This is a genomic window from Rossellomorea sp. GAMAL-10_SWC (assembly GCF_049568075.1).
Classification (GTDB): Bacteria; Bacillota; Bacilli; order Bacillales; family Bacillaceae_G; genus Gottfriedia.
On sequence record NZ_CP144911.1, the window covers coordinates 2,217,697 to 2,237,638 of the forward strand.

Annotated in this window: 28 protein-coding genes and 1 pseudogene; 3 read left to right on the forward strand and 26 right to left on the reverse strand. The window is 30.0% G+C overall.

What is annotated here, in order from left to right; translation table 11 throughout:
- Positions 1 to 2: 2 nt before the first annotated feature.
- The 3 genes from V5E38_RS10800 to V5E38_RS10810 form a co-directional block, all read right to left on the reverse strand.
- Positions 3 to 161, reverse strand: a complete 159-nt coding sequence (locus V5E38_RS10800) for a hypothetical protein (protein WP_429900068.1) — start codon at positions 159 to 161, stop codon at positions 3 to 5.
- Between the two features lie 506 nt (positions 162 to 667).
- Positions 668 to 1,687, reverse strand: coding sequence for a hypothetical protein (locus tag V5E38_RS10805; RefSeq protein WP_499213287.1), 1,020 nt, complete (start codon positions 1,685 to 1,687; stop codon positions 668 to 670).
- Positions 1,684 to 2,196, reverse strand: a complete 513-nt coding sequence (locus V5E38_RS10810) for a sigma-70 family RNA polymerase sigma factor (protein WP_499213566.1) — start codon at positions 2,194 to 2,196, stop codon at positions 1,684 to 1,686. Before V5E38_RS10810 ends, V5E38_RS10805 begins: the two co-directional genes overlap by 4 nt.
- A 329-nt stretch (positions 2,197 to 2,525) precedes the next feature.
- Between V5E38_RS10810 and V5E38_RS10815 the strand changes: the two genes are divergently transcribed.
- On the forward strand, positions 2,526 to 2,735 hold the full coding sequence (locus V5E38_RS10815; RefSeq protein WP_499213288.1) for an NUDIX hydrolase: 210 nt from the start codon (positions 2,526 to 2,528) through the stop codon (positions 2,733 to 2,735).
- Positions 2,736 to 2,869: 134 nt separating this feature from the next.
- Positions 2,870 to 3,007 carry a hypothetical protein gene (locus V5E38_RS10820; protein WP_499213289.1) on the forward strand — a complete coding sequence of 46 codons (138 nt, stop codon included), beginning with the start codon at positions 2,870 to 2,872 and terminating at the stop codon, positions 3,005 to 3,007.
- A 95-nt stretch (positions 3,008 to 3,102) separates the two neighbouring features.
- Here V5E38_RS10820 and V5E38_RS10825 read toward each other — a convergent pair whose 3' ends face one another.
- From V5E38_RS10825 to V5E38_RS10865, 9 genes and pseudogenes are all read right to left on the reverse strand, one after another.
- Positions 3,103 to 3,819 carry a hypothetical protein gene (locus V5E38_RS10825; protein ID WP_499213290.1) on the reverse strand — a complete coding sequence of 239 codons (717 nt, stop codon included), beginning with the start codon at positions 3,817 to 3,819 and terminating at the stop codon, positions 3,103 to 3,105.
- Positions 3,820 to 3,937: 118 nt separating this feature from the next.
- Positions 3,938 to 4,789: a hypothetical protein gene (locus V5E38_RS10830; protein WP_499213291.1), complete on the reverse strand. Its 852-nt coding sequence runs from the start codon at positions 4,787 to 4,789 to the stop codon at positions 3,938 to 3,940.
- A 178-nt stretch (positions 4,790 to 4,967) separates the two neighbouring features.
- Positions 4,968 to 5,165: a hypothetical protein gene (locus V5E38_RS10835; protein ID WP_499213292.1), complete on the reverse strand. Its 198-nt coding sequence runs from the start codon at positions 5,163 to 5,165 to the stop codon at positions 4,968 to 4,970.
- Between the two features lie 396 nt (positions 5,166 to 5,561).
- Entirely contained in the window at positions 5,562 to 5,912 is a 351-nt protein-coding gene (locus tag V5E38_RS10840; RefSeq protein ID WP_499213293.1) for a YjcN family protein, read from the reverse strand.
- Between the two features lie 223 nt (positions 5,913 to 6,135).
- Complete coding sequence (locus V5E38_RS10845; RefSeq protein ID WP_499213294.1) at positions 6,136 to 6,624, reverse strand: hypothetical protein; 489 nt, start codon at positions 6,622 to 6,624, stop codon at positions 6,136 to 6,138.
- Between the two features lie 121 nt (positions 6,625 to 6,745).
- Complete coding sequence (locus V5E38_RS10850; protein WP_499213295.1) at positions 6,746 to 6,982, reverse strand: hypothetical protein; 237 nt, start codon at positions 6,980 to 6,982, stop codon at positions 6,746 to 6,748.
- Positions 6,983 to 7,064: 82 nt separating this feature from the next.
- Positions 7,065 to 7,829, reverse strand: coding sequence for a DUF2750 domain-containing protein (locus tag V5E38_RS10855; RefSeq protein ID WP_499213296.1), 765 nt, complete (start codon positions 7,827 to 7,829; stop codon positions 7,065 to 7,067).
- A 167-nt stretch (positions 7,830 to 7,996) separates the two neighbouring features.
- The gene (locus V5E38_RS10860; RefSeq protein WP_499213297.1) at positions 7,997 to 8,335 is read right to left on the reverse strand and encodes a hypothetical protein; all 339 of its coding nucleotides are present in this window, start codon (positions 8,333 to 8,335) and stop codon (positions 7,997 to 7,999) included.
- Between the two features lie 156 nt (positions 8,336 to 8,491).
- A pseudogene (locus tag V5E38_RS10865) lies at positions 8,492 to 9,013 on the reverse strand (GNAT family N-acetyltransferase).
- Positions 9,014 to 9,233: 220 nt separating this feature from the next.
- Here V5E38_RS10865 and V5E38_RS10870 point away from each other — a divergent pair.
- On the forward strand, positions 9,234 to 9,692 hold the full coding sequence (locus V5E38_RS10870; RefSeq protein ID WP_499213298.1) for a YozF family protein: 459 nt from the start codon (positions 9,234 to 9,236) through the stop codon (positions 9,690 to 9,692).
- A gap of 160 nt (positions 9,693 to 9,852) precedes the next feature.
- Here the strand turns inward: V5E38_RS10870 and V5E38_RS10875 are convergent, their stop codons facing one another.
- The 14 genes from V5E38_RS10875 to V5E38_RS10940 form a co-directional block, all read right to left on the reverse strand.
- Positions 9,853 to 10,077, reverse strand: a complete 225-nt coding sequence (locus tag V5E38_RS10875) for a hypothetical protein (RefSeq protein ID WP_499213299.1) — start codon at positions 10,075 to 10,077, stop codon at positions 9,853 to 9,855.
- A gap of 162 nt (positions 10,078 to 10,239) precedes the next feature.
- Positions 10,240 to 10,482: a hypothetical protein gene (locus V5E38_RS10880; protein WP_499213300.1), complete on the reverse strand. Its 243-nt coding sequence runs from the start codon at positions 10,480 to 10,482 to the stop codon at positions 10,240 to 10,242.
- 220 nt (positions 10,483 to 10,702) lie between these two features.
- Positions 10,703 to 11,116: a hypothetical protein gene (locus tag V5E38_RS10885; RefSeq protein ID WP_499213301.1), complete on the reverse strand. Its 414-nt coding sequence runs from the start codon at positions 11,114 to 11,116 to the stop codon at positions 10,703 to 10,705.
- Between the two features lie 1,006 nt (positions 11,117 to 12,122).
- Positions 12,123 to 12,359, reverse strand: a complete 237-nt coding sequence (locus V5E38_RS10890) for a hypothetical protein (RefSeq protein WP_499213302.1) — start codon at positions 12,357 to 12,359, stop codon at positions 12,123 to 12,125.
- Positions 12,360 to 12,751: 392 nt separating this feature from the next.
- Positions 12,752 to 13,072 (reverse strand): DUF3888 domain-containing protein, encoded by a 321-nt coding sequence (locus tag V5E38_RS10895; RefSeq protein WP_499213303.1) that lies wholly within the window; start codon positions 13,070 to 13,072, stop codon positions 12,752 to 12,754.
- Positions 13,073 to 13,331: 259 nt separating this feature from the next.
- Positions 13,332 to 13,850, reverse strand: a complete 519-nt coding sequence (locus tag V5E38_RS10900) for a hypothetical protein (protein ID WP_499213304.1) — start codon at positions 13,848 to 13,850, stop codon at positions 13,332 to 13,334.
- Positions 13,851 to 13,929: 79 nt separating this feature from the next.
- Positions 13,930 to 14,271 (reverse strand): hypothetical protein, encoded by a 342-nt coding sequence (locus V5E38_RS10905; RefSeq protein WP_499213305.1) that lies wholly within the window; start codon positions 14,269 to 14,271, stop codon positions 13,930 to 13,932.
- Between the two features lie 196 nt (positions 14,272 to 14,467).
- Positions 14,468 to 14,908 (reverse strand): hypothetical protein, encoded by a 441-nt coding sequence (locus V5E38_RS10910; RefSeq protein WP_499213306.1) that lies wholly within the window; start codon positions 14,906 to 14,908, stop codon positions 14,468 to 14,470.
- 226 nt (positions 14,909 to 15,134) lie between these two features.
- Entirely contained in the window at positions 15,135 to 15,674 is a 540-nt protein-coding gene (locus tag V5E38_RS10915) for a hypothetical protein (RefSeq protein WP_499213307.1), read from the reverse strand.
- Positions 15,675 to 15,849: 175 nt separating this feature from the next.
- Positions 15,850 to 16,683, reverse strand: a complete 834-nt coding sequence (locus V5E38_RS10920; RefSeq protein ID WP_499213308.1) for a hypothetical protein — start codon at positions 16,681 to 16,683, stop codon at positions 15,850 to 15,852.
- 215 nt (positions 16,684 to 16,898) lie between these two features.
- Positions 16,899 to 17,774, reverse strand: a complete 876-nt coding sequence (locus V5E38_RS10925) for a zf-HC2 domain-containing protein (RefSeq protein WP_499213309.1) — start codon at positions 17,772 to 17,774, stop codon at positions 16,899 to 16,901.
- Positions 17,764 to 18,252: an RNA polymerase sigma factor gene (locus V5E38_RS10930; RefSeq protein WP_499213310.1), complete on the reverse strand. Its 489-nt coding sequence runs from the start codon at positions 18,250 to 18,252 to the stop codon at positions 17,764 to 17,766. Before V5E38_RS10930 ends, V5E38_RS10925 begins: the two co-directional genes overlap by 11 nt.
- Positions 18,253 to 18,495: 243 nt before the next feature.
- Positions 18,496 to 19,329, reverse strand: coding sequence for a permease prefix domain 1-containing protein (locus V5E38_RS10935; RefSeq protein WP_499213311.1), 834 nt, complete (start codon positions 19,327 to 19,329; stop codon positions 18,496 to 18,498).
- Positions 19,326 to 19,667, reverse strand: a complete 342-nt coding sequence (locus V5E38_RS10940; RefSeq protein ID WP_499213312.1) for a PadR family transcriptional regulator — start codon at positions 19,665 to 19,667, stop codon at positions 19,326 to 19,328. The genes V5E38_RS10935 and V5E38_RS10940 overlap by 4 nt, the downstream gene beginning before the upstream one ends.
- Positions 19,668 to 19,942 lie beyond the last annotated feature (275 nt).

The window sequence follows — 19,942 nt, forward strand, 5'->3', positions numbered from 1 at the left end:
TCTTATTCAATATACGTCTGTCCATCTTTTTTAGACGCATTCGTGATAAGCATTTCTTTTGCAAATTCTACATATAAGTCAAACCATTTTGTTGCTGCATGTTCATCATAGACATAGCGAATTGATCCGATTGATAATTCATGAATTTCATGTTTTTTCATTTGATAAATTTCCTTTCAATTTATATAGATAGTATGACCAGCTAACAGTTTATTATTCTTAATTAAAAATAAACTGTTTTTATATAAAAATACTTTGCAATATCAGCATACGCACTAAGTAAAAACCCAAAAAGACAACTGCCAAATTCATAGCAATTGTCCGAATTACATCATACAAATGATGGAATGAATGTTTCGTTTTAGACGCGTAAAACTCTAAAGTACATAAAAATCATTACCAAATTATTATTCGACCTATTGAACAAAAGTGGGAAATCAAACTAGGTGAAAGACTAATATTATGGCTTCAATGCTTTGATCTTCGAAAGAGAAGGGTGGCTTGTTTTACATCTAGCTACTAAATTACAATTTGTAATTTTACTAAGTAATGCAGTTTTTAAGTTAAATAATAACAATAGGTAGAAAGTAGAAAGTGCTATGTATTTCATTTGAACAAGAAAAAAAGCTGCGGAAGCAACTTAAGTAGTATGATTTTATTTAATAAATCAATTTATTTTCTTTTTATCCTTACTGTATACAATAACCTTAACTTTTTCATCACCAAGTAAAGACAAAATATCATCTGATTTTAGGTACTCATTGATAGCTTTATCAATTTTCATTCCTAATTGTTTTGCTGTTGGATCATAACTTTGTATGGAAGTTCTTATCATAATCATAAATGGTTTACTTTTATAACCGACTCCAGTAACCTTGTACTCTTTTTTTGACAGTAGTCCTTCAGCTATAGCAGGAATAATCTGACTTCCTTTATCAGCTGCTCTAACTTCTACCGTTACTCTAGTTACTTTAATGTTATATCCAGGATAATGATTTGATTCAGCAATTTCCTTCGCTACCTGTTCAACATCCCGTTTCACTTCGTTATAATACTTTTTTGACCCCTCCATATTAATAAAGATGGTATCTTCCGTCGGGTCAGCTTGAACCATGTTAAATGTATAATTTAAAGTTGTTAATCTTTTCGTAATTTCACTTTCAAGTATTGTTTTTTCTTTCTTTTCTGCTTCATTTAATTCATAGTCGATCCGTTCTTGAAATTTGGAAATTTTCACGGAATAAGAATCGTAGCCCTTTGATTTGAGTATGTCGTTTACAGTCTTATTGATTCCGCCTTTTACCTCATTATAATATGTCTCTGATCCATCTACCCATATATGGATTGTTTTCTTAGGTGAATAAGTGATACCGAAACTACCTATTTTGTATCCTCTCTCTTTCAGCTCTTCCCAAATCACTTTCTCTAAAGGTTTCGATTTAAAAATATGATTAAGATACGGTATTTTGGAAATGACTTCTGCCATCGTAGGTGAAATAAAAGCAGCGCTGATGAACAAACTGAACAATAATACAGCTACACTGCTACCGTAAAGTATCTTCCGTCCAAGTGTTCTTTGTTTACTCTTTCCATTCTTGATTGCAGCTTCTATGGCATGATTTAATTTTTCTTCTGGAATCTGTATGTTCTGAATTTCTTGTTTCAATTTAGTTGAGAAATTATTCATAAGATATACTCCTCTCGCAGATCCATTTTCAACTGATTAATCGCTCTATGTAAGTTTGTTTTTACAGTTCCTTCTGGACATTTCATTGTTTGTGCAATCTGTTTAATCGTGAAATCGTTGAAATATCGAAGAATGATTACCGTTTTATATTTTGAATCCAGTTGGTCAATTGCATGAAGAAGATCCATATTTTCTTCAAGTTGCTCACATCCTAATTGTTTGGATTCAACTATTCTTTCTATTGGAATCATTCTACTTTTTTTCTTCATCCAATCTAACGCATTATTAATTAAGATTCGAGTCAACCAGGTTGAAAAGTACTGTTCTTCTTTCACATTTTTTATTGCAATAAATGCTTTATAAACCGTTTCTTGTACTATTTCCAATGCATCATTTTCATCTTTTACGTACAAATAAGCCGTTCTATACAGTTTCTCTTTCTCAACTTCAATTAGCTCCTGAAATGCTTTACTATCACCTTTTTTGGCTTGATTGATTTTTTCCTCCATCAACAATGTCACCCCTCCAATCTTTACAATTATTAGACTGAAAACTATCCCAAAACGTTTCAAATTTAGCCATTAAAATAAAGAAAATAATTATACAACTAAAAAAAACCATGTTTTCATCAAGTTAAATTCTTTAAAATATATACTATTTTCGTCTGATTTTACTAAAGGTCCTTCTACGATAAATTTTATTTGAACATTTACAGCGAACTTTTTTAACACTAAGTCACTTGGTTCTAGTTCTTTTCATACATTCCCCCTAATAACTTAGACTAAGATTAGGATGGAATGTATAAAGATAAAGCTAATTAATAAAAGTGGGGATTACAATGAATTGGGAAGAGACATATATCGGGAAGCTTAGAAATTTTGTAGGTCATCAAAAGTTAATAGTTCCATCAATTAGAGTAATTATAGAAGATACGATTGGAAACATCCTCTTTATTGAGAGAATAGGTGAGGGTAGATGGAGTATGCCTGCTAGTTCAATTGAATTAGATGAATCTATTTTTGAGTGTTTGGTTCGAGAAGTAAAATAAGAAACAGGCTTAGATGTAATTTCTGCAAAAGTAATTGCAATCTATTCCAATCCAAAATATGGTAAAAAAATAAGTTTGGTGATGAGTACCAATTATTTGAATTCTTGTTTTTGGTTGATACATGGAAGGGATCGTTGATAAAATGTACGGAAGAAACAAGTGATGCAAAATTTTTTATTTTAGACGAAATTCCTCAATTCACGAATGAATTCTGGACATTATTTCATAAAGAAGTAATTGAGGACTATATACAATTCAAAAACAACGAGTGATTAATATTAAAATAACAAAATAGAGGGAAACCAATTTAGGTCTCCCTCTATTTTGTTTCAATACCAACATTAAATTTGTTCCTCTAAAGCATGCGTTAGTTGTATAAAATGGAATAATTTGTTGGACCATAAAAAGGGTTTTTATCATTTAAATAATAAGGAATGAATTCAATTGTTTTCGCTTGATACATTTTATCACGATATTCATAAACAATAATAATATCTCCAATAAACATCGCAGGTGATATTTGTCCACTAACTCTGACCATTAGTTGCTTCTTTATTACCTCATAATCAACAATACTCCCAAAACCAATATCCTCAAATAAATGTGATGGTTCAATCGATTTAGTATCAACAATAGATTCTTTGTCACCTATAATAACTTGGGCTTTTTCTGTGGTTAATTTTGTTTTTACATTTTTATATATATTTGCTAAAGGATTATCAACAAGTACGTTAATCAATCCATTAGTATATCGGTAAACGTAAACCTCTTCATCTAATACGCCTGTGCCATAACCTTTAGTTAATGTAATAATTAACTCTTTTTTTTCATCTCTATTAATATCTTCATAATTAATTTTTGGTGCATATGTTGGATTGGTTACATTCATCCAGAAAGGTCTAAAATACGTTTCACCCTTAAAATCAATTTTAAAATCCCTATACAGACCTCCAAACTTCTTAGCATACAGGGTTATATTTTCTTTGTCTGACTTTGAAACTACCACATATTCTCCACTCTGGGCTTCTATATTTTTGGGAACCAATAAAAGTAATATTGTCACTAAAATCATATATTTTTTCATCAAAAAACACCTCATTTTAGTGTTCCAAATGAGGTTTTTCTTATTTAACTAATCTGAAACTTAGCTCAATAAAAAAATCAACTTTTCAGCCAATCGTGTTTTTTAATTAATGCAAGAGTTAGTTGTACATGCCATATTTCTTTTCTTCCAATCTGTCACTTAATTTGTTAAAGATCTGAACGACCTCAGGCATTGATAATTTTTTTGCTAACAAACTCCCTTTTTCAATTGATTTAGAAGCTTCTTCGAATAAATTTGATTTAATTTGAGCATCTGCAAGGCAATACCAGTAAAACCACACATTCATTTTTGAAATTTTATCATTATAAACCTTTTCTATAACAGGATAGTATTTAGAATATAATTCTTTATCATAAACTAACTTTTCACCATTCCATTTTAATACATCTACTAAATAACTATCGGCAATATACGCTCGCCAAACTGCCATACCTACTTTTTGATTATCATACACTAGATCGATTTCATGATAAGGAACTTTTGCGATATTTTTAAATGAGTTATCAATCCACTGAAAAATTTCAAGGTTGCTTCCTACTGCTGCACCAACTGTAACACCAAATAAATATTCTTTTACACCATCACCAGTAATATCAGCTAATCCTGAAAAATCTAAATTTACTCCTTGAGTTTTTGTCTCCCATACTTTTCTCCACTCGTTATTAATCTTCTTTAATAATATTACTCCATACTGGGAAGGAGAAGGTTGCTCTTTTTCTTTAATTTTAAAGGTTACGACTAATTCTTTCTGCCCATCCTGGTTAAAGTCATAAAGTTGAATTGGAGAAGTAGACAAAGGTTTTTTAGGGTTTACAAGTATAGCGTTCGAAGGGGTAAACTCTTTAACAATTTTCATTAGCTCTTCATCTGGTTTTTCGTCAGCCTGAACAAATATCGGTGATAGATTTAGTGCAACAAATAGTAAGGTAAATTGCATTATTTTCTTCATTAAATATGTCCCCTTTTAATGGTATAGGACTATATTTCCCTATTATCGATTTGTATAGTATGGACTTTATTTAGAAAACCCTTGTTCAACTAATCTGCCATTTTGTTGAATAAAAAAAGAGCTGATCACAGCTCCAAAATGTTATCAAACTAACGTATTGCGTTACTTGAATAACAATTTATTTATCTCTGTACTTTTCTAATTCTTCTTCTATATATTTTTCATTAAAATGAGTGTCCTTTTGTTTTAGTAGAATTTTTATTAAGAGTCTAAGTTTGTTATTCATACTTAATATTGCCCATGTAAAAAAAGCAATCGCACATAACATAATAAACGATATTAAAGCAAACCCATCTCCCATAAACTCTTCTCCCATAAAGTCCCCCCTATAAATGGTTTGATTACCACTAATATAATCTTATTCAACATGCTACCATTTACTTCAAAAAAAATAAGCTGCCGTAGCAACTCATGATGTACAACTAACGCATGCGTTAATTGCATAATATTTTCATTATGTTCTTTTAGATTTCTTAATTAATTTATTAAATAGTGCAATAACTCCAACTATAATTATTAAAACTAAAGCTGGAAAAAGAATATTGTTCATTTTACGACCTGCCTTTTAGTATTTATTTATATATAAATTCATCAAATCTTTCTTTATTCCTACTTTTTCTTATTGAACTAATCTGCTATTTAGCTGCATAAGATAACGATCCTTCGTTATGGAAGAATCTCATCAGTTAGTTGCATAAGGTATAAATTTTCACTACACATTAATGATTTTGTGGAGTACATCGTAAAGTCGTTTTGACACATAAATCGGTCCTTTTTTGTACACGATAAAATCTTTGTACACGGGCATGCTTGGTCCTGCCGAAGACTGGATGTTTGGCGGGTGACTGATAGTATACGCTTTCGCGTGATGTTTAACTAAATACGGTTTAAAGCTATCAGCGTTGTTTTCTCTTTTGTTCAGCGAAACCGTCGTCGTAAACGCTGCTTTAGGATGAAAATAGAAAAACAATTTCGTGCGAATCGCAAGCGATGGGGTTGCATGCAATCCAAGGTAGAAAATGCAAAAAATAATGGTTATGAGTATGAATTTTTTACGAGTCATTGAAATCCATCCTTCTGTTCTGTTTAATGGTATCTTTAAAAAATTATACCTACTGTACGGATACTTGTAACTTGGGGGAATTTCTCCTTTTTTTCGTAGAAATTATATTATTCTTATACAACTAATCTGCCTTGCTTAATAAAATAAGATTGACTAAGTAGCCGATCTTGTTATTAAACTAATGCACTGCGTTAGTTGAATAAGACTTATATGTATTTAAACACTAATTCTTTATATATAATTTTATTATTCTGATTCCGTCTTTTACAATATCGACTAATATTTTTCTTTGTTCGTTATTCCAAGTAGGTTTATATTTTTTGCCTTTGGGTGTTACAATTGGTAAGTTATTACCCCAAAACAATTTTTCATACACTTTATTTATTGATTCTTCTCTTTCATCTCCATAAAAATTTTCTCCTACTGAATAAGCTAAATCTGATATGTGGTTCCAATAATCAAGAAAATAAACACTTTTAATTATTGGATTTTTACGAGTTAGCCAATTTATAGCATAGTCTATTGAAATTGAATTTATTTTGTTATCCATAAATTGAATGTTCTTTACTTTAGCATAATCAAACAACATATTTTCAGTTTCAAAAACTTTTATTTTATTATTTTCCGTAAGAAAACCATCTTTATCTGCACTATACCAAATGCAATAGAATTCATTTTTATTAATATAAAATAAAAAAGGGTAGTATTCCATCCAAAGACCTCCATTTATGATTTTAATTATACAGTATCTTATTTAACTAAACTGCCATTTACTTTAATAAAAAAAGCCGCATATTAGCAGCTCTTGATCTTCAACTATTGAATTAGTTAGTTTAATAAGTTGGCGAATAAATATAATCAATATCAGTATCAATAACAAAATCGATTTCGATTTCATCATCGAAAGGCAACTGTTCAAAACGGTGTAATCGACAAAAAACATCTGGTAGATTCCTAATGTCATTTACCATACTTAATGCCTGTAAATATTTTTGTTTCAATTCTTTTTTAGAACACTTCCTACCTGTAAGTAATGCTTGTGTAAAGTATCCATCAATTTCGACGATCATAATGTTCACCACTGGTTGCTAACCAATCAATATAGCTTCAATTTTTCTTATGTAACTAAAGCGCTGCATTAGTTGTATAACATTATTCTTTAGTGTCCAGTTTATTTTTGATTTCCTCAAGCAACTCCTTTGGATTCCAATCAGTACCAATTAATTTATCACCTTTTAGATTTACTCCCAAAACAAGTGCATTTTTTTGAAGTTTAGGTAACCAATTGCTAATGAAGTCTTCTAAAGATATTTCTAGTGGATGGTATTCACGGTAAAAATTAACGTTTTTAATAATGACCTCAGTTCTTAATTCTGATGACCAAAAGGGCATTGATTCTTCTCCATTATCGTTCGTCGTGGTTGGTATTCCTTCTTCGTTTTCTATTGTAAATACCTTTTGATGTTCTATTATTTCATTTATGAAGCTATATCCATAATATTCATCCACTAACTTTATACTTTCAATTTCAGCTTCACTCTCTGCTTGTTCTTCATCAAAATCAGGATCCTTAAGCCATTGATGGTAGTGTATAATTTCGTGTGCCATACAATTTAGAATTGCAAAAATTGCACTCCCTTCTCCTCCTTCCATAACTAGTTCTTCATAGTCTCCTGTCGCAACTCTAATGTAGGGTTTTTCATTTTTATCGTAGGGTCCTAAAAAAGTTGCACTAACCATTTCTTTATCAATTGCTTTTATTTGTTTAGCTTTTTTTAGATAAACAACAACTCTAATCGGAAAATTAAATTCATTTCTTAACCACTTTGCAAAATCTAAGCAAGATCTCCTAACCTCTAAATGAACGCCTTTTTCACACCTAATTCTTAAACCTATTCGTGGATATTTTTCTATCATGTTACCACCCTAAATGCACAAATTTCGATCTTATATTTTATTCTTTTCACTGTCTTAAAAGTCCTTTTCTTATGCAACTAATCTGCCATTTTGTTCAATAAAAAATGACCGACAGATTGCCGATCACGTTGTTCAACTATCGCATGCGTTAGTTGTATAAGTACTAACTAATCAATAATAAAAAAGTCATCAAAACATTCGCCATTTAGCTTGAAAAGCATTTTATAGACTCCAATTTTATTATCTTTATAAACGATTGGAACATAAGAAGTAACGTAATCAAAACCGTACTGCATATATGCATCTTTATTCCAAGCATCTATAAAAAGACCTAGTCCTTCCATATTAATAAACAACTGCTCTTTATCAAAATCCTCTCCAAAATTTTTCTGAAATTCATCATTTTGTTCCTTTTGATAATTTACAAATACTTCCCAAAAACTTTCAATTGTATAACTTTCAATAGAATGTTTTTCTGCCCATTTTCTTAGTTCATTTGTATCCATTTATAATTCCACCTTTCATGAAAAAACGGAGTTTACATCTTGAAAAATTAAATCATAGGTTTCCTTTTCCTTATTGAACTAATCTGCCATTTTGTTTAATAAAAAAAGCGATCTTCTATTGAAGAATCGCATGAATTAGTTCAATAAGAACAAAGTTTAAAATTTAGTTAATACCCTGTTAATATTATTCCATTCATAAGTCAGAAGATTTAAATCCTTACCCGCAATTTTTATCTTCTCAGATTTCAATAATTCAGCACCAAAATACTCATAGAAAAAACGAGTTTTATTATCTTCTAATACCTCAACAAACACTCTATTAAAACCTAACTTTTCAAATCGATTAAAAAGTTGTTCCATTAGTTGCTTGCCAATCCCTTTTCCTTGATATTCTTAAAGTAGATAAATTGATGTTAAATCCCCTGAATTATCGACTTGATTCTCTTCTCTTTTTCCACAAGTAGCAAATCCAATAATTTCTCCTTCATTATTTTCTGCTACAAAAACATAAGTACCCTCTTCAGTTAGATTCTTATTCCACGAATCAGTTCTTTGGTCGTATGATAACTTCTGCAATAAAGCATCTGGCATAATATTTTTATAAGTAGTTTTCCAACTATCAACATGGACTTTCGCAATTCCACTTGCATCTGTTAAAGTTGCGTTTCTTATGTTCATTTAAACCACCTCTTATCAAAAGTTTAATATATACATTAAACTTAACATTCAAATAGTCCTTTAATTTATTCAACGAATCTATCATTTACCATAAAAAAAATTGACTAAATAGTCGATCTTGTTGTTCAGCTAAAGCATGCGTTAATTACATAAACAAATGAATTTTTCTGTATTATTATCAAATACTAACAATACATGTTAATTATAGGAGGAATTTATAATGAAAAACGCTTTTTTAATGATTTTTGCTACTATAACTCTAACGATTTTTAGTTCTAATTCCGCATGTGCTTTATCGTTAGAACAACTTCCCACAGCAAAAAACTCTGACCACTGGAAGGTTACCTTTGATAAGCCAGATATTAATAACGTAAAGCAAAAAAAAGACGTATTCAACCTTTATAGTTTAGACATAAAAAACATTGGAAATAAAGTTTATGACCCTCAAATTGAAGTTTATAGGGATGAACCAAATACACACACTATGTATTGGTTATTTACTAGTGGAGTATCTCCTATAAAACAAGATTTACATCATCAAAACATGCCTGTATCTTCCAATGCTAAAAATATCGAGGTAGTTATTACGTGGAGAGAACAACCTTATGAAAAAATGACAAATGGTGAAAAGTATCCAGCAAGAAAATACAAGCAAACATTTGTATTTAAACAAAAATAATTAAATCATTATTTCTTAACAAAAGGACCAAGTGAGAGGTCCTTTTGTTTCGTAAAATACTCTTAATTTATTATTATTTACCTTAACACTTATCGAATTAGAAAAAGAACTACTAAACAACACATGATCGTCAGCTAACGCATGAGTTAGTTACATAAGTTTAAATATTTAATGGTTTATCAGGTCCATTTGGACAATAATCACATTCGGGGTCATTACATTTTGATTCTGTCCAATTATTACATTTAGGACAGAAATACGCATCGAAATCCTCATAATAAGCAAGGTTGTGCTTGCAAATTGAACAGAATTTTTCTATATCAATAAAACCTTCTATTTCAATGCCATCGATAATAACAACGTCATCTTTTTCTACTATTTTCATAAGTTCTCCGTTTCTAACTAATCTTATGTTTTACTCTTTTTTACTCCAATAATAATAGCATAATTTCAAAATTCTTATTCAACTAAACTGCCATTTAGCTGCATAAGAAATACGATCCTTCGTTATTGAAGAATCGCATTAGTTAGTTAATTCAATTATATTTTAATTAGCTTTAGCAAAACGGTTTTGTATAACAAATGCGATAATTACTGATAACATTGTAATAATGAATGGAGATACAGAAGAACTGTCCACAAAAACCACCTCATTTGGCAATTTTGAAATATTACTCCATTGATTAGCTATATCAGGCTGATAAAATACCGTTAAAATCATACCTGAGAATACATTTAAAGAAACAAATAATATGATAAAACTTACTGAAAACAAAAGAATTTTTTTCATTTTTATTCTCCTTTAGTTACTCGATTTATTATATTCACTAAGAAGATTTTCCTAAGATGATACTACTAACATTAACATATTTTTCCATTTTTAACTATAAGTTTGCAAATTCCTTATTGAACTAATTTGCCATTTACTTTAATAAAAAAAAGCCGCAATCAGCAGCTCTTGATATTCAACTATCGCAATGCGTTAGTTACATAAGCATGAATTTATATCATTAATTATATCCTTGATTTTTAATTCTCCATTTTCCCTTTTTGCCATCTCTAACCAGAGTCCAGCTATAATCAGTTTGAGTAGAATTCGGTTTGTAAAATCCGTCACTACCAGAAGAATCAACTTTAAAGTTAGAAAGTAAAACCATTCCATAGCCGTAACCAAATTCCTCAGATTTTGCGGTTTCTTCTTCTGAGTACCATATTTCCGTAAGTTTGCAGCCCTTTATATTAAAATTTTTCTTAACAGTGTTTACAGCTTCATTTACTTCTCTATTGGAGAATTCTTTAGGATGTCCTAAATTTACCTTTACCGTATCAGCATTCGCAGTATTCGTTTGATTCTGATAGATTAAAATTGAGATTCCAACAACTAGTAATAGAAAAATAGCAAGAAAACGTTTCTTATTTTTCACAATGTGTACTCCTCTTTGTTTTTTGAACTTCCAGTAACTCCCATAAAGTTCATTATACATTGTATATTTTCTATTGTAATTTGGGGGAATTTCACATTTTTTTCTATAAAATCATACAATCCTTATGCAACTAATCTGCCATTTTGTTGAATAAAAAAAGCGATCTTCTATTGAAGAATCGCTTGCGTCAGTTGCATTAGGATTTTCATTAAATAACTTAAAATAAACCATCAACTATTTTACCAATTATAAAAAGTATTAAATAAAAAAGACCAAATTTTATGATTTTGCCCTTTGTCCATTTCTCTAAAAAATAAAAAGAAAAGATAAAATAAAACAAAAATAAAACTGGGAAAACAATATCAGGAAGATTGAAATAATCACAGAAAATGGACATAGACAAAAACGCTAGAAAATGGACACCGTCATACTGTTCCTTTTTCTTTTTTATTTTTGTTTGACATGAAAATTCTCCCTTTTAAAATCATTTATTTATATTATATTCTGTATCTCTTTTTTTTCAGTTCTTTTAATTGATTCTCTAGTTTCTTCATTTTTGATTCAATCTTAGGAACCTTACCTAAGGTGAAAAAAGATAGGATACGAATGAGAATATAGTATTCCCGTGTGATACCTTCACAATCTTACGGTTCATTAATAATTTTTCCCATAACATATTCACTCCAGATTCTTTAGTTCACACTCGATTCTTCAAAGCATTGTGTTAGTTGTAAAAGCTAATATTAAATTATGACCTTTTAATTTTTTTAGCCAATCTATAAAATAGTGCAAAAACTGCAACTAAAATAATTAAAACTAAACCTGGAAAAATAATATTGAGCATTTTGAAACTTACCTTTTTTTATATTTTATATACTAATTCGTCGTTCAATCTTCTATTACCTTCGAATTCACTGTTCTACTAAAATACCTTCCTGTGAGTGAAACAAAAAAAGAGTCACCGAAGCAACTCTTAAACTACTAATGCAATGCTAGTTGAATAAGCTTAGGTAGATTTTTTTTCAAGAACTTCAAGTAATTTGTCTAATTTATATTCTATATTTTGTAGTAATTCTCTGTTTTTAGCTTGATTTCTAATTCTTCTTTTAAAAAGGAATCCTAGTGTAGTTAATATGCCAATTATTATTATCCAAAAAACAATTGGGACAAAAGCAATCACAGGGTCGTAAATATCTGTTGTTTCTGTAATCTTGCCCGTAACATCTCCTGATAAGAAATACATATTTTTCCTCCTAATAGTTTTTCTTGATAATAGGATAATTCGTTAAAAACTAATTAGCTCCTTTGTTTAATTAAACTGCTAATTTCTATATAAAATGAGTGGTTATTATTCTCCGCCATCATCTCCATCATTACTTTCACCGTTATCAATACTTTCGTTGCTACCATTCCCACCGAAAAAATAATTTATTCTATCTATCAGACTTTCCTTTTGATTTTCATTGTCATTTAAATGATTATTATTTAAAAAACTACTAATAGTAAATACTTGAATTGCCTGTTTTTTGTATCTAGCAATAAAGTAAATAGAAAAAACTTATTAAACAATATGATTTTTTTGTATTTTAAATTACATATTTAGGGAAAACACATTTCCCTTATTTAGTTATTTAATTACTGTATAATCATTGGTTTTCTACATATCTTTGTGTAATCTTCACTCTCGGCTATTTTTCTTACATTTACATCTTTAATAATCCAATCTGTTAGAGATTTGTTTTCAACCTTCAAAGTAAAGAGGTGGAATGGAGGCATTATTGCCCTTTCATATGTGACAAATTGATAGGTTATTTCATATCTGTATCCTTGTTCTGGCTTCGTCTTAACCTCTAAAATCTTACAAAAATGAGATAGGTACATTTCTCCAAAATAATCATTAATTGCTTTTGTTTCTAATGGGGATAAAAATGTATAAATTATATCTTCAAGCATCATTTCATAACGTAAAGCATCAGTTTCGGCTTGACTTTAGAAAATGTAATAAAAGTAATCAGACAGCTAATCAAAATGATTTTTCTCAAATTTAATACCTACTTTCTACTATTTGGTAGGTATTTTCTCCAAACACTTACATTCTTATTGAACTATCCTGGCTTTTACTACAATAAAAAAAGCCGCATATTAGCAGCTTGTGATCTTCAACTATTGCACTGCGTTAGTTGAAGAAGAATTATTTTAAAAATAAAAATCTTACTTAAATTTCTAATTGAATCATTGTTATTTCCTTCTCTCTATTTACCCATAAATACATATTCTTACATTTGTGAGCAAAATATCTAATCGCTACAGATTCTATTAAGGTTTCATCTAAAACAAGACATACCCACGAAAATGATAAAAAGTGTTTATCTTTTTTTGTACTAATTAGATATTCGAATAATAGATCAAAATCTTGATCTTCATATTTTTCTATTTTTTCTGGAACTACTTTGTAACTTAACGATGGACTCCATTCTGGTTCAATTTCACTAACCTTACCAAAAAGATCGCTAATAATAGGATTGATCCCTTTTTTATGAATCTCATTTAAAGACACCTTTTTAGGATTCGATAATCTTACTTCAGTCGGTAAATTATTTTCATAAACAACTCTACAATTATTAAAATGTAAAATAACTTCTGATATCAGCTTGTTATCCAACTTTTTATTAATAAAAACAGAAATTTCCCCGTTTTCAAATTGAACTAAAGCATGCGTTAGCCATCCATGCATCCTCAGATTCACAACAGTGAATGGAAGTTTATATCGTACTCCCATGGTAGTTCAATAAGATTTGATATGTAATTTCTGTTTATTTTACAATATCAATCTGTTGTAACGTTGCTTTTCCTTCACTGAATATAGTAGTATACATTTTACTTGATTTAAAGCTCAATACCATAAAATATTCGCGTTTTTTTTCAATTAAATTCCAGACATTTTCTTCTTTTACAATTACTTTTCCTGTTATGTTTTTGTCATTAACACCAACAACCTCAATGATGTATTTATCTTTTGAACGTATTTTATCTATTACTTTCATAGAGGTAGTTGTACTATTATTTACGGGTTTATTTGTAGAAGAATAAGCTCTATATCCTGTAAATATTAAAATCAATGCAATTACCGTTAAAAGAATACCACGTAATTTCATTATCATTTTACTCCCTTTTTATTTGTTAGAGAAGATTTTCATTAAACTTCCTTCCATCATCTTTTTCTATAACGCTCTCTTAAATACCTGTTTTCTAATTCAACTATCCTGCCATTTTGTTGAATAAAAAAAGCCGCATATTAGCAGCTCTTGATGTTCAACTATTGCATGCGTTAATTAAATAAGCTTTATTACACTACACATTCGTTTGAACCTCTGGATGTTCTATATTTTTCTTTTCTAAAACAGTTATGAGTATATATCCAAAAATTAGGGCAGCAACGAGATATATTTCACTAGACAAAAGCACAGTGCCTATATAGTTTGGTAACATCAAGATACGTGCTTTGGCATAAATCAAAGGATACAATGCAAAATATAGTGCTGGTACACCAACAAATACCAATTTTTCTAATTTGAAAGCCCATCTTCCACTTTTACTGTTCTCTTTAAGAATCGTTGGTAATCCGAGGAGTATCCCAATGATGATGTATAACAAAGGGGCATAAATTATCATTGGGATGAAATTATAAGTTTCAGCTGCATGTTGTTTCAACAATCGTTGGAGTTGTAATACTATGAAAATTGTAATAAAGAAACCAACCGAATATAAGAAGTATCGAAATGCTACCTTCAACGAAATAAGAATCACTCCTTTTTAAGGTTTACATTTATATATTCTTCAGATTACAGATTATACCTTTTGCTTGAGAATACAATACGCCTGCTAATTAGTGCGATTGGTTTAGATCAACACTAAAGGGATTTGACTACATTTGTTATAAAGGATCAAAAAAGTCGACTTCCGTCTTCGAAAATCGACTTTTTAATATACTCTTGTTCAACTAACGCACTGCGTTAGTTCAATTACCATGCCAACTATTCCATACACTTTTGAAATACCCCGACAATAAACCTTTTCCCTGGAATCTATCCTCGAGAACAGCTCGAACCTGCTGAAATTCATATTTATGTTTTCCGTATGTATTAGGAATGGAACCCATATAAGAATATTTATACACTGGATCATTTGGACAAAGATCGTATGCACGTTTTAGCATAGATTTACCTTTTTCTTCCCATTTCTCAAAGTCACCAAAATAATATGGAAAAAGTGAAATCATATAACCAAAACACCACAGAAAATCCTCGTTCGCCATAAAATTTTCCAAGCCAAAATCAGTGATCTGACGTAGTACAGACTCTAATTCATCAAAATCTACACCTATAATACCTAAAGGTCCTTCTTCTACTAGAACAAACCAGCATAAGAATCCAAGGCGAATAACAGTTTTTATGTCATTACGATTTTGGTTCCAATGTTTAACCAAGATAGTTTTTGCTTCATTCCACTTGCCTTGACTTTCTAGGGCATCTACTTCAGCCCATTTCCAATTAATCACAGCGATTTCACCTTCTATCTTGAATATTTGTTAAAATAACTTCTAATGGATCTTCAACTACTATGGGAGTGCGAAATAAACTTCCATTCACTGTTGTGAATCTGAGGATTAATGTATGGCTAACGCATGCGTTAGTTGAATAAGATTTTTTAATAAACTACCAGCATTTATTCTATTAAACCAATAAAATTGGTTCGAATTCCAAGTTTCTGTCCAATTTATTTTTCTTAATAAATCGGAAAAATTCTTGAGAAACTAAAATTATTCTTGCACACATATGACCGTCTCCAAAGGTTTCAGCAGTCTTGATAATATCTACATTTACATTATCAAATACATTTTTTTGGAATATCAAACTCCTTCCACTTAAAATATATTTGGTTCCTCCACATTTTTGACAAAATAATGTGATAGCTATTGCATTACTTTCTTTTATCATTCCAGGTTTAAGTTTATCACTAATATAAAGTTGGTGTACGTCATCAAGTATTACATTATCTTTAGCATTTTTTTTAACTTCATAAAAATCAAAACCTTTTAGCGTACTCTTTTGCAATTCATCCTTCGCTTTGCTACTAATAAATAATTCATCTTCAATCCAGTTAAGCATTAGAAAATTCTTACTAGACCATTTCGGTGACTTTTTCATTCTAAAACTATCTTTCTGAAGTAGTCCACTCCCACAACCCTCACATAAATTTTCATCGTTATAGGTGATGTGTTCATACGCCATATTTCTCTCTGGTTGAGGGTATGCCCATCTCCATTTACTTCTTACGCTTAGCCATTTAGCATTATTAAACTCATTAGTTGAATAAATAGATTCCCCTAATGATGGTATGTCGTACTGATCGGCAATTCTTTTTACTTCCTCCCAATGTTCATTATCTTCAAATATTTCAAAAACGATGATACCGTACGAACTTTCATAGGGAATTTCATTTGAACTTAAAAAGTCTTTGAGTCTTATATTCCCTTTATCAAACGCATACCTGTGTTTATATCTCATTTTCTCCTCCAATGACTTTACTTTACTGCAATGTTACCATATTCTTTTTAAGATTTTTATTAAATAATTTTCAAAGTCTTGTACAACTAAACTGCCATTTTGTTGAATAAAAAAGACCGACAAATCGTCGATCACGTTTAAACTAACGCATGCGTAAGTTGAATTAGAAATTTTATAAGTTACGTATAGTTTAATAAGTTAATTTGATTTAAGGGTTAGTCTATTAAACCTTTAAGTTGACTATTGTTCTTCTTCAAGAATAGCCAAATAATACATAGAACAGTAAAAATAGAAACAAATAAGATGGGTAGCTGATAGAAACTCAAAATATTAGGTCCATAATATTTTAATTGATGATACTTCTCTATGATATTTTCGTATGAAGTTTTGTATTCATATTGCACTACCCAATTTTCGCTCTCCATAACTACATTCCCTAAATCATAATCACTTGGAAGTATTTTTTCTTTGCTTCTAATAATACCTTCATTTCCAAAAACAATTGCTGCTTTTTGATAATTAATTGGGTAAATTGTTGTGGGTTCATTTCTTACAAGAGCGTTTTCCTTAATCCAATCTTCTACATTGGTTTTAGGAAATATAGCCAACAAATTAAGTTTGCTATTATACTTTTCAAATACTTTAAGAAGTTGTTCTTCTTTTTGATTTGTAAGAACATTTGAGTCTCCAAGTACGTTGATTGCATCATTCATAATGGCTTTTTTTTCTTGCTCTACTACACCAAGCCTGTTTACTTCTTCTTTATATTTTTTCATTTCATTATTCGAATTAGCTAGAAAGTAAATCCCAAACAACAATGAGATGAGTGCAAATATAAGTATATAATTTGTAAATTTCTTCTGGAAGTTTAAAAATCCAGATACTTTTGTAAACGGTTTTTTCGTCTCCAACCTTTCAATTTTATAAATCTCATCGGAAATATTGATATCGGATTTCATAGTACCTAATATTTTTCCGCAGTTTACACATGTAGTTAAATGTTCTTTAATAAACTGATTGCTCTCTTTGCTACATATATTGTCTATATAAGATGGTAGTAGATCCCTCACAATATCACACTTATTGTTCATTCTCCATCTTACCCCTTTCCCTTAATTTAATTTTAGCCCTATAAAAAGTAACCCTTGCCCAGTTTTCATTCTTCAATTGAATTTCACCAATTTCTTTATAACTAAGTCCTCCTAAAATTCTAAGAAGTAAAACTTCTTTATATGGTTCTTCTAGTAGGTGAATTCTTCGGAATAGAGCAACTTTATCCTCCGAATTAATCAATTCAGTTTCAGGAGAGGTATGTATGGTATTTCCTTGGTAAATCTCTTTTCGTTGCTTCTTATTTTTTTCTAGGTACTTATAGTAAGAGTGCTTTGCTATTTGACATAACCAAACTGACATCTTACATCCACCATTATAACTATCAATGGATCTCACAGCTTGATAGAAAGTTTCTTGTGTCAATTCTTCTGATAATTCTGCATCATGGCAAAGACACATCAAATACTTAAAAACGACTTCAGCATAATTATTATAAATTTCATTAAGATCTCCCAAGGCTTTTCCTCCTTTCGCTCTATATATCGGATTAAAGTCATATTTGTTACAAAAAATATGATAATTTTTATAATTTTTTTCAACAGCAATAAAAAACCGCCAACTATTGGCGGTCATAATGGTTAATTTTAACATATTTACTTATGTATTTTACTAGTCTGCTATCATAAATTAGACTGCTGCACTCCACTTCATGTAACTACCGTATGCTTTAGTTGATGATGAGGTAATAAATAATACTCTTCAGATAAGTTCCTGTTTTGGTCGATACCACTTCGGAATTAATAGATAAGCTACATATCCCAATAGATTAAATAAAGCAAAAATAATTATCCAGCCTGTGTTTAATCGTTTATGATGATACGCATTGATCGTTGCCCAAATTGTAAATAAAGTCCAATTAATTGTTAATCCTGCTATTAATACATAACCTGCAAAAGTATCAAAACTTCTGTACTTCATTTCGACATACCACTCTTTATCTCCGTTTCCATAAGGGAAAAAGTCATGAGCTAACCATTCTGGAGACCAAACGATTTTTTTGTATTGATAATCTGGCTTTTCTATTTCCGTATTATAAAAAATCGTGCCATCGTCTTCCGTTCTAATCTTCTTTGAACTATAAATGCTAACATCAGAAATAAAATCCGTACTTTCTACTAACCTTGCTATTTCTTTTTTCATTTCTAAAGAAACTAATTTCTCACCTTTTAATTCGTCTGCTATTTGTGTAGCGATTACAGACAATTCGTGTGAATGTTGTTCTTCATATTGCCAAACGAACCCAAAGATTGATAAAAATATTAAAAGAAACGCTACGGAACAGAAAAGAACCCACTTGGCAAAAGTTTTTTGTGCTTTAAACAATTGAGCCACTATTGAACGTATTTCTTTTTCTCCACCAAAACGCTCAATAGCAAGTTCAATGGCTTCTTGTTCGGATTTTCCTTCTGATTTCAATTCGTGAACAGCTTCTAACAAATGACCTTTCATCTCTGCTTTCAACTCTTGGACTTCCTTCAGGTTTCCGCCAACATTTAGATAAATCGAATCGACAAATGCTTCAATTTGTTTCATACTGAATCGCTCCCTTCTACAAATGAATCAATAATACGCTTAACAAAAATCCATTCCTTACGCTTTAATTCAAAATTTTCTTTTCCTAAAGTTGTAAGGCTATAATACTTTCGTCTCCCACCAGGACCTTGCTCATCTGCCCAATAAGAAGAAATCCAATCAATTTTTTCTAATCGCTTTAATGAAAGATAAAGAGTACCTTCCTTCAATTCAAATTGTTCATCACTTTTTTCACGAACATACTTCGCCAATTCATACCCATACATTTCCTTCGTGTGTAAAAGAGAAAGTATGATTGTATCAATGTGACCTTTTAATACCTCTTTGTTAATATCCAATTCCCTCACCCCATTCCCTTAATATTTTTATTACTTTGTTATACAAGGTATTCAATAATATTAAATAATATCCTTTTAAAAAAAATCGACAAATAAAAAGAACGATCTTCTACTAATTAATCGTTCTTTTAAAATATATTAAAAAACTAAACTGCATTTACAACAAAAAAACGAGTTGCAAGCAACTCGTTATCTTCAAATATAGTATGTGCTAGTTAAGTAAATTTCTAATTTTCATTTATTTTTTAATGAAGTCAATATTTCTAAAGCATCTG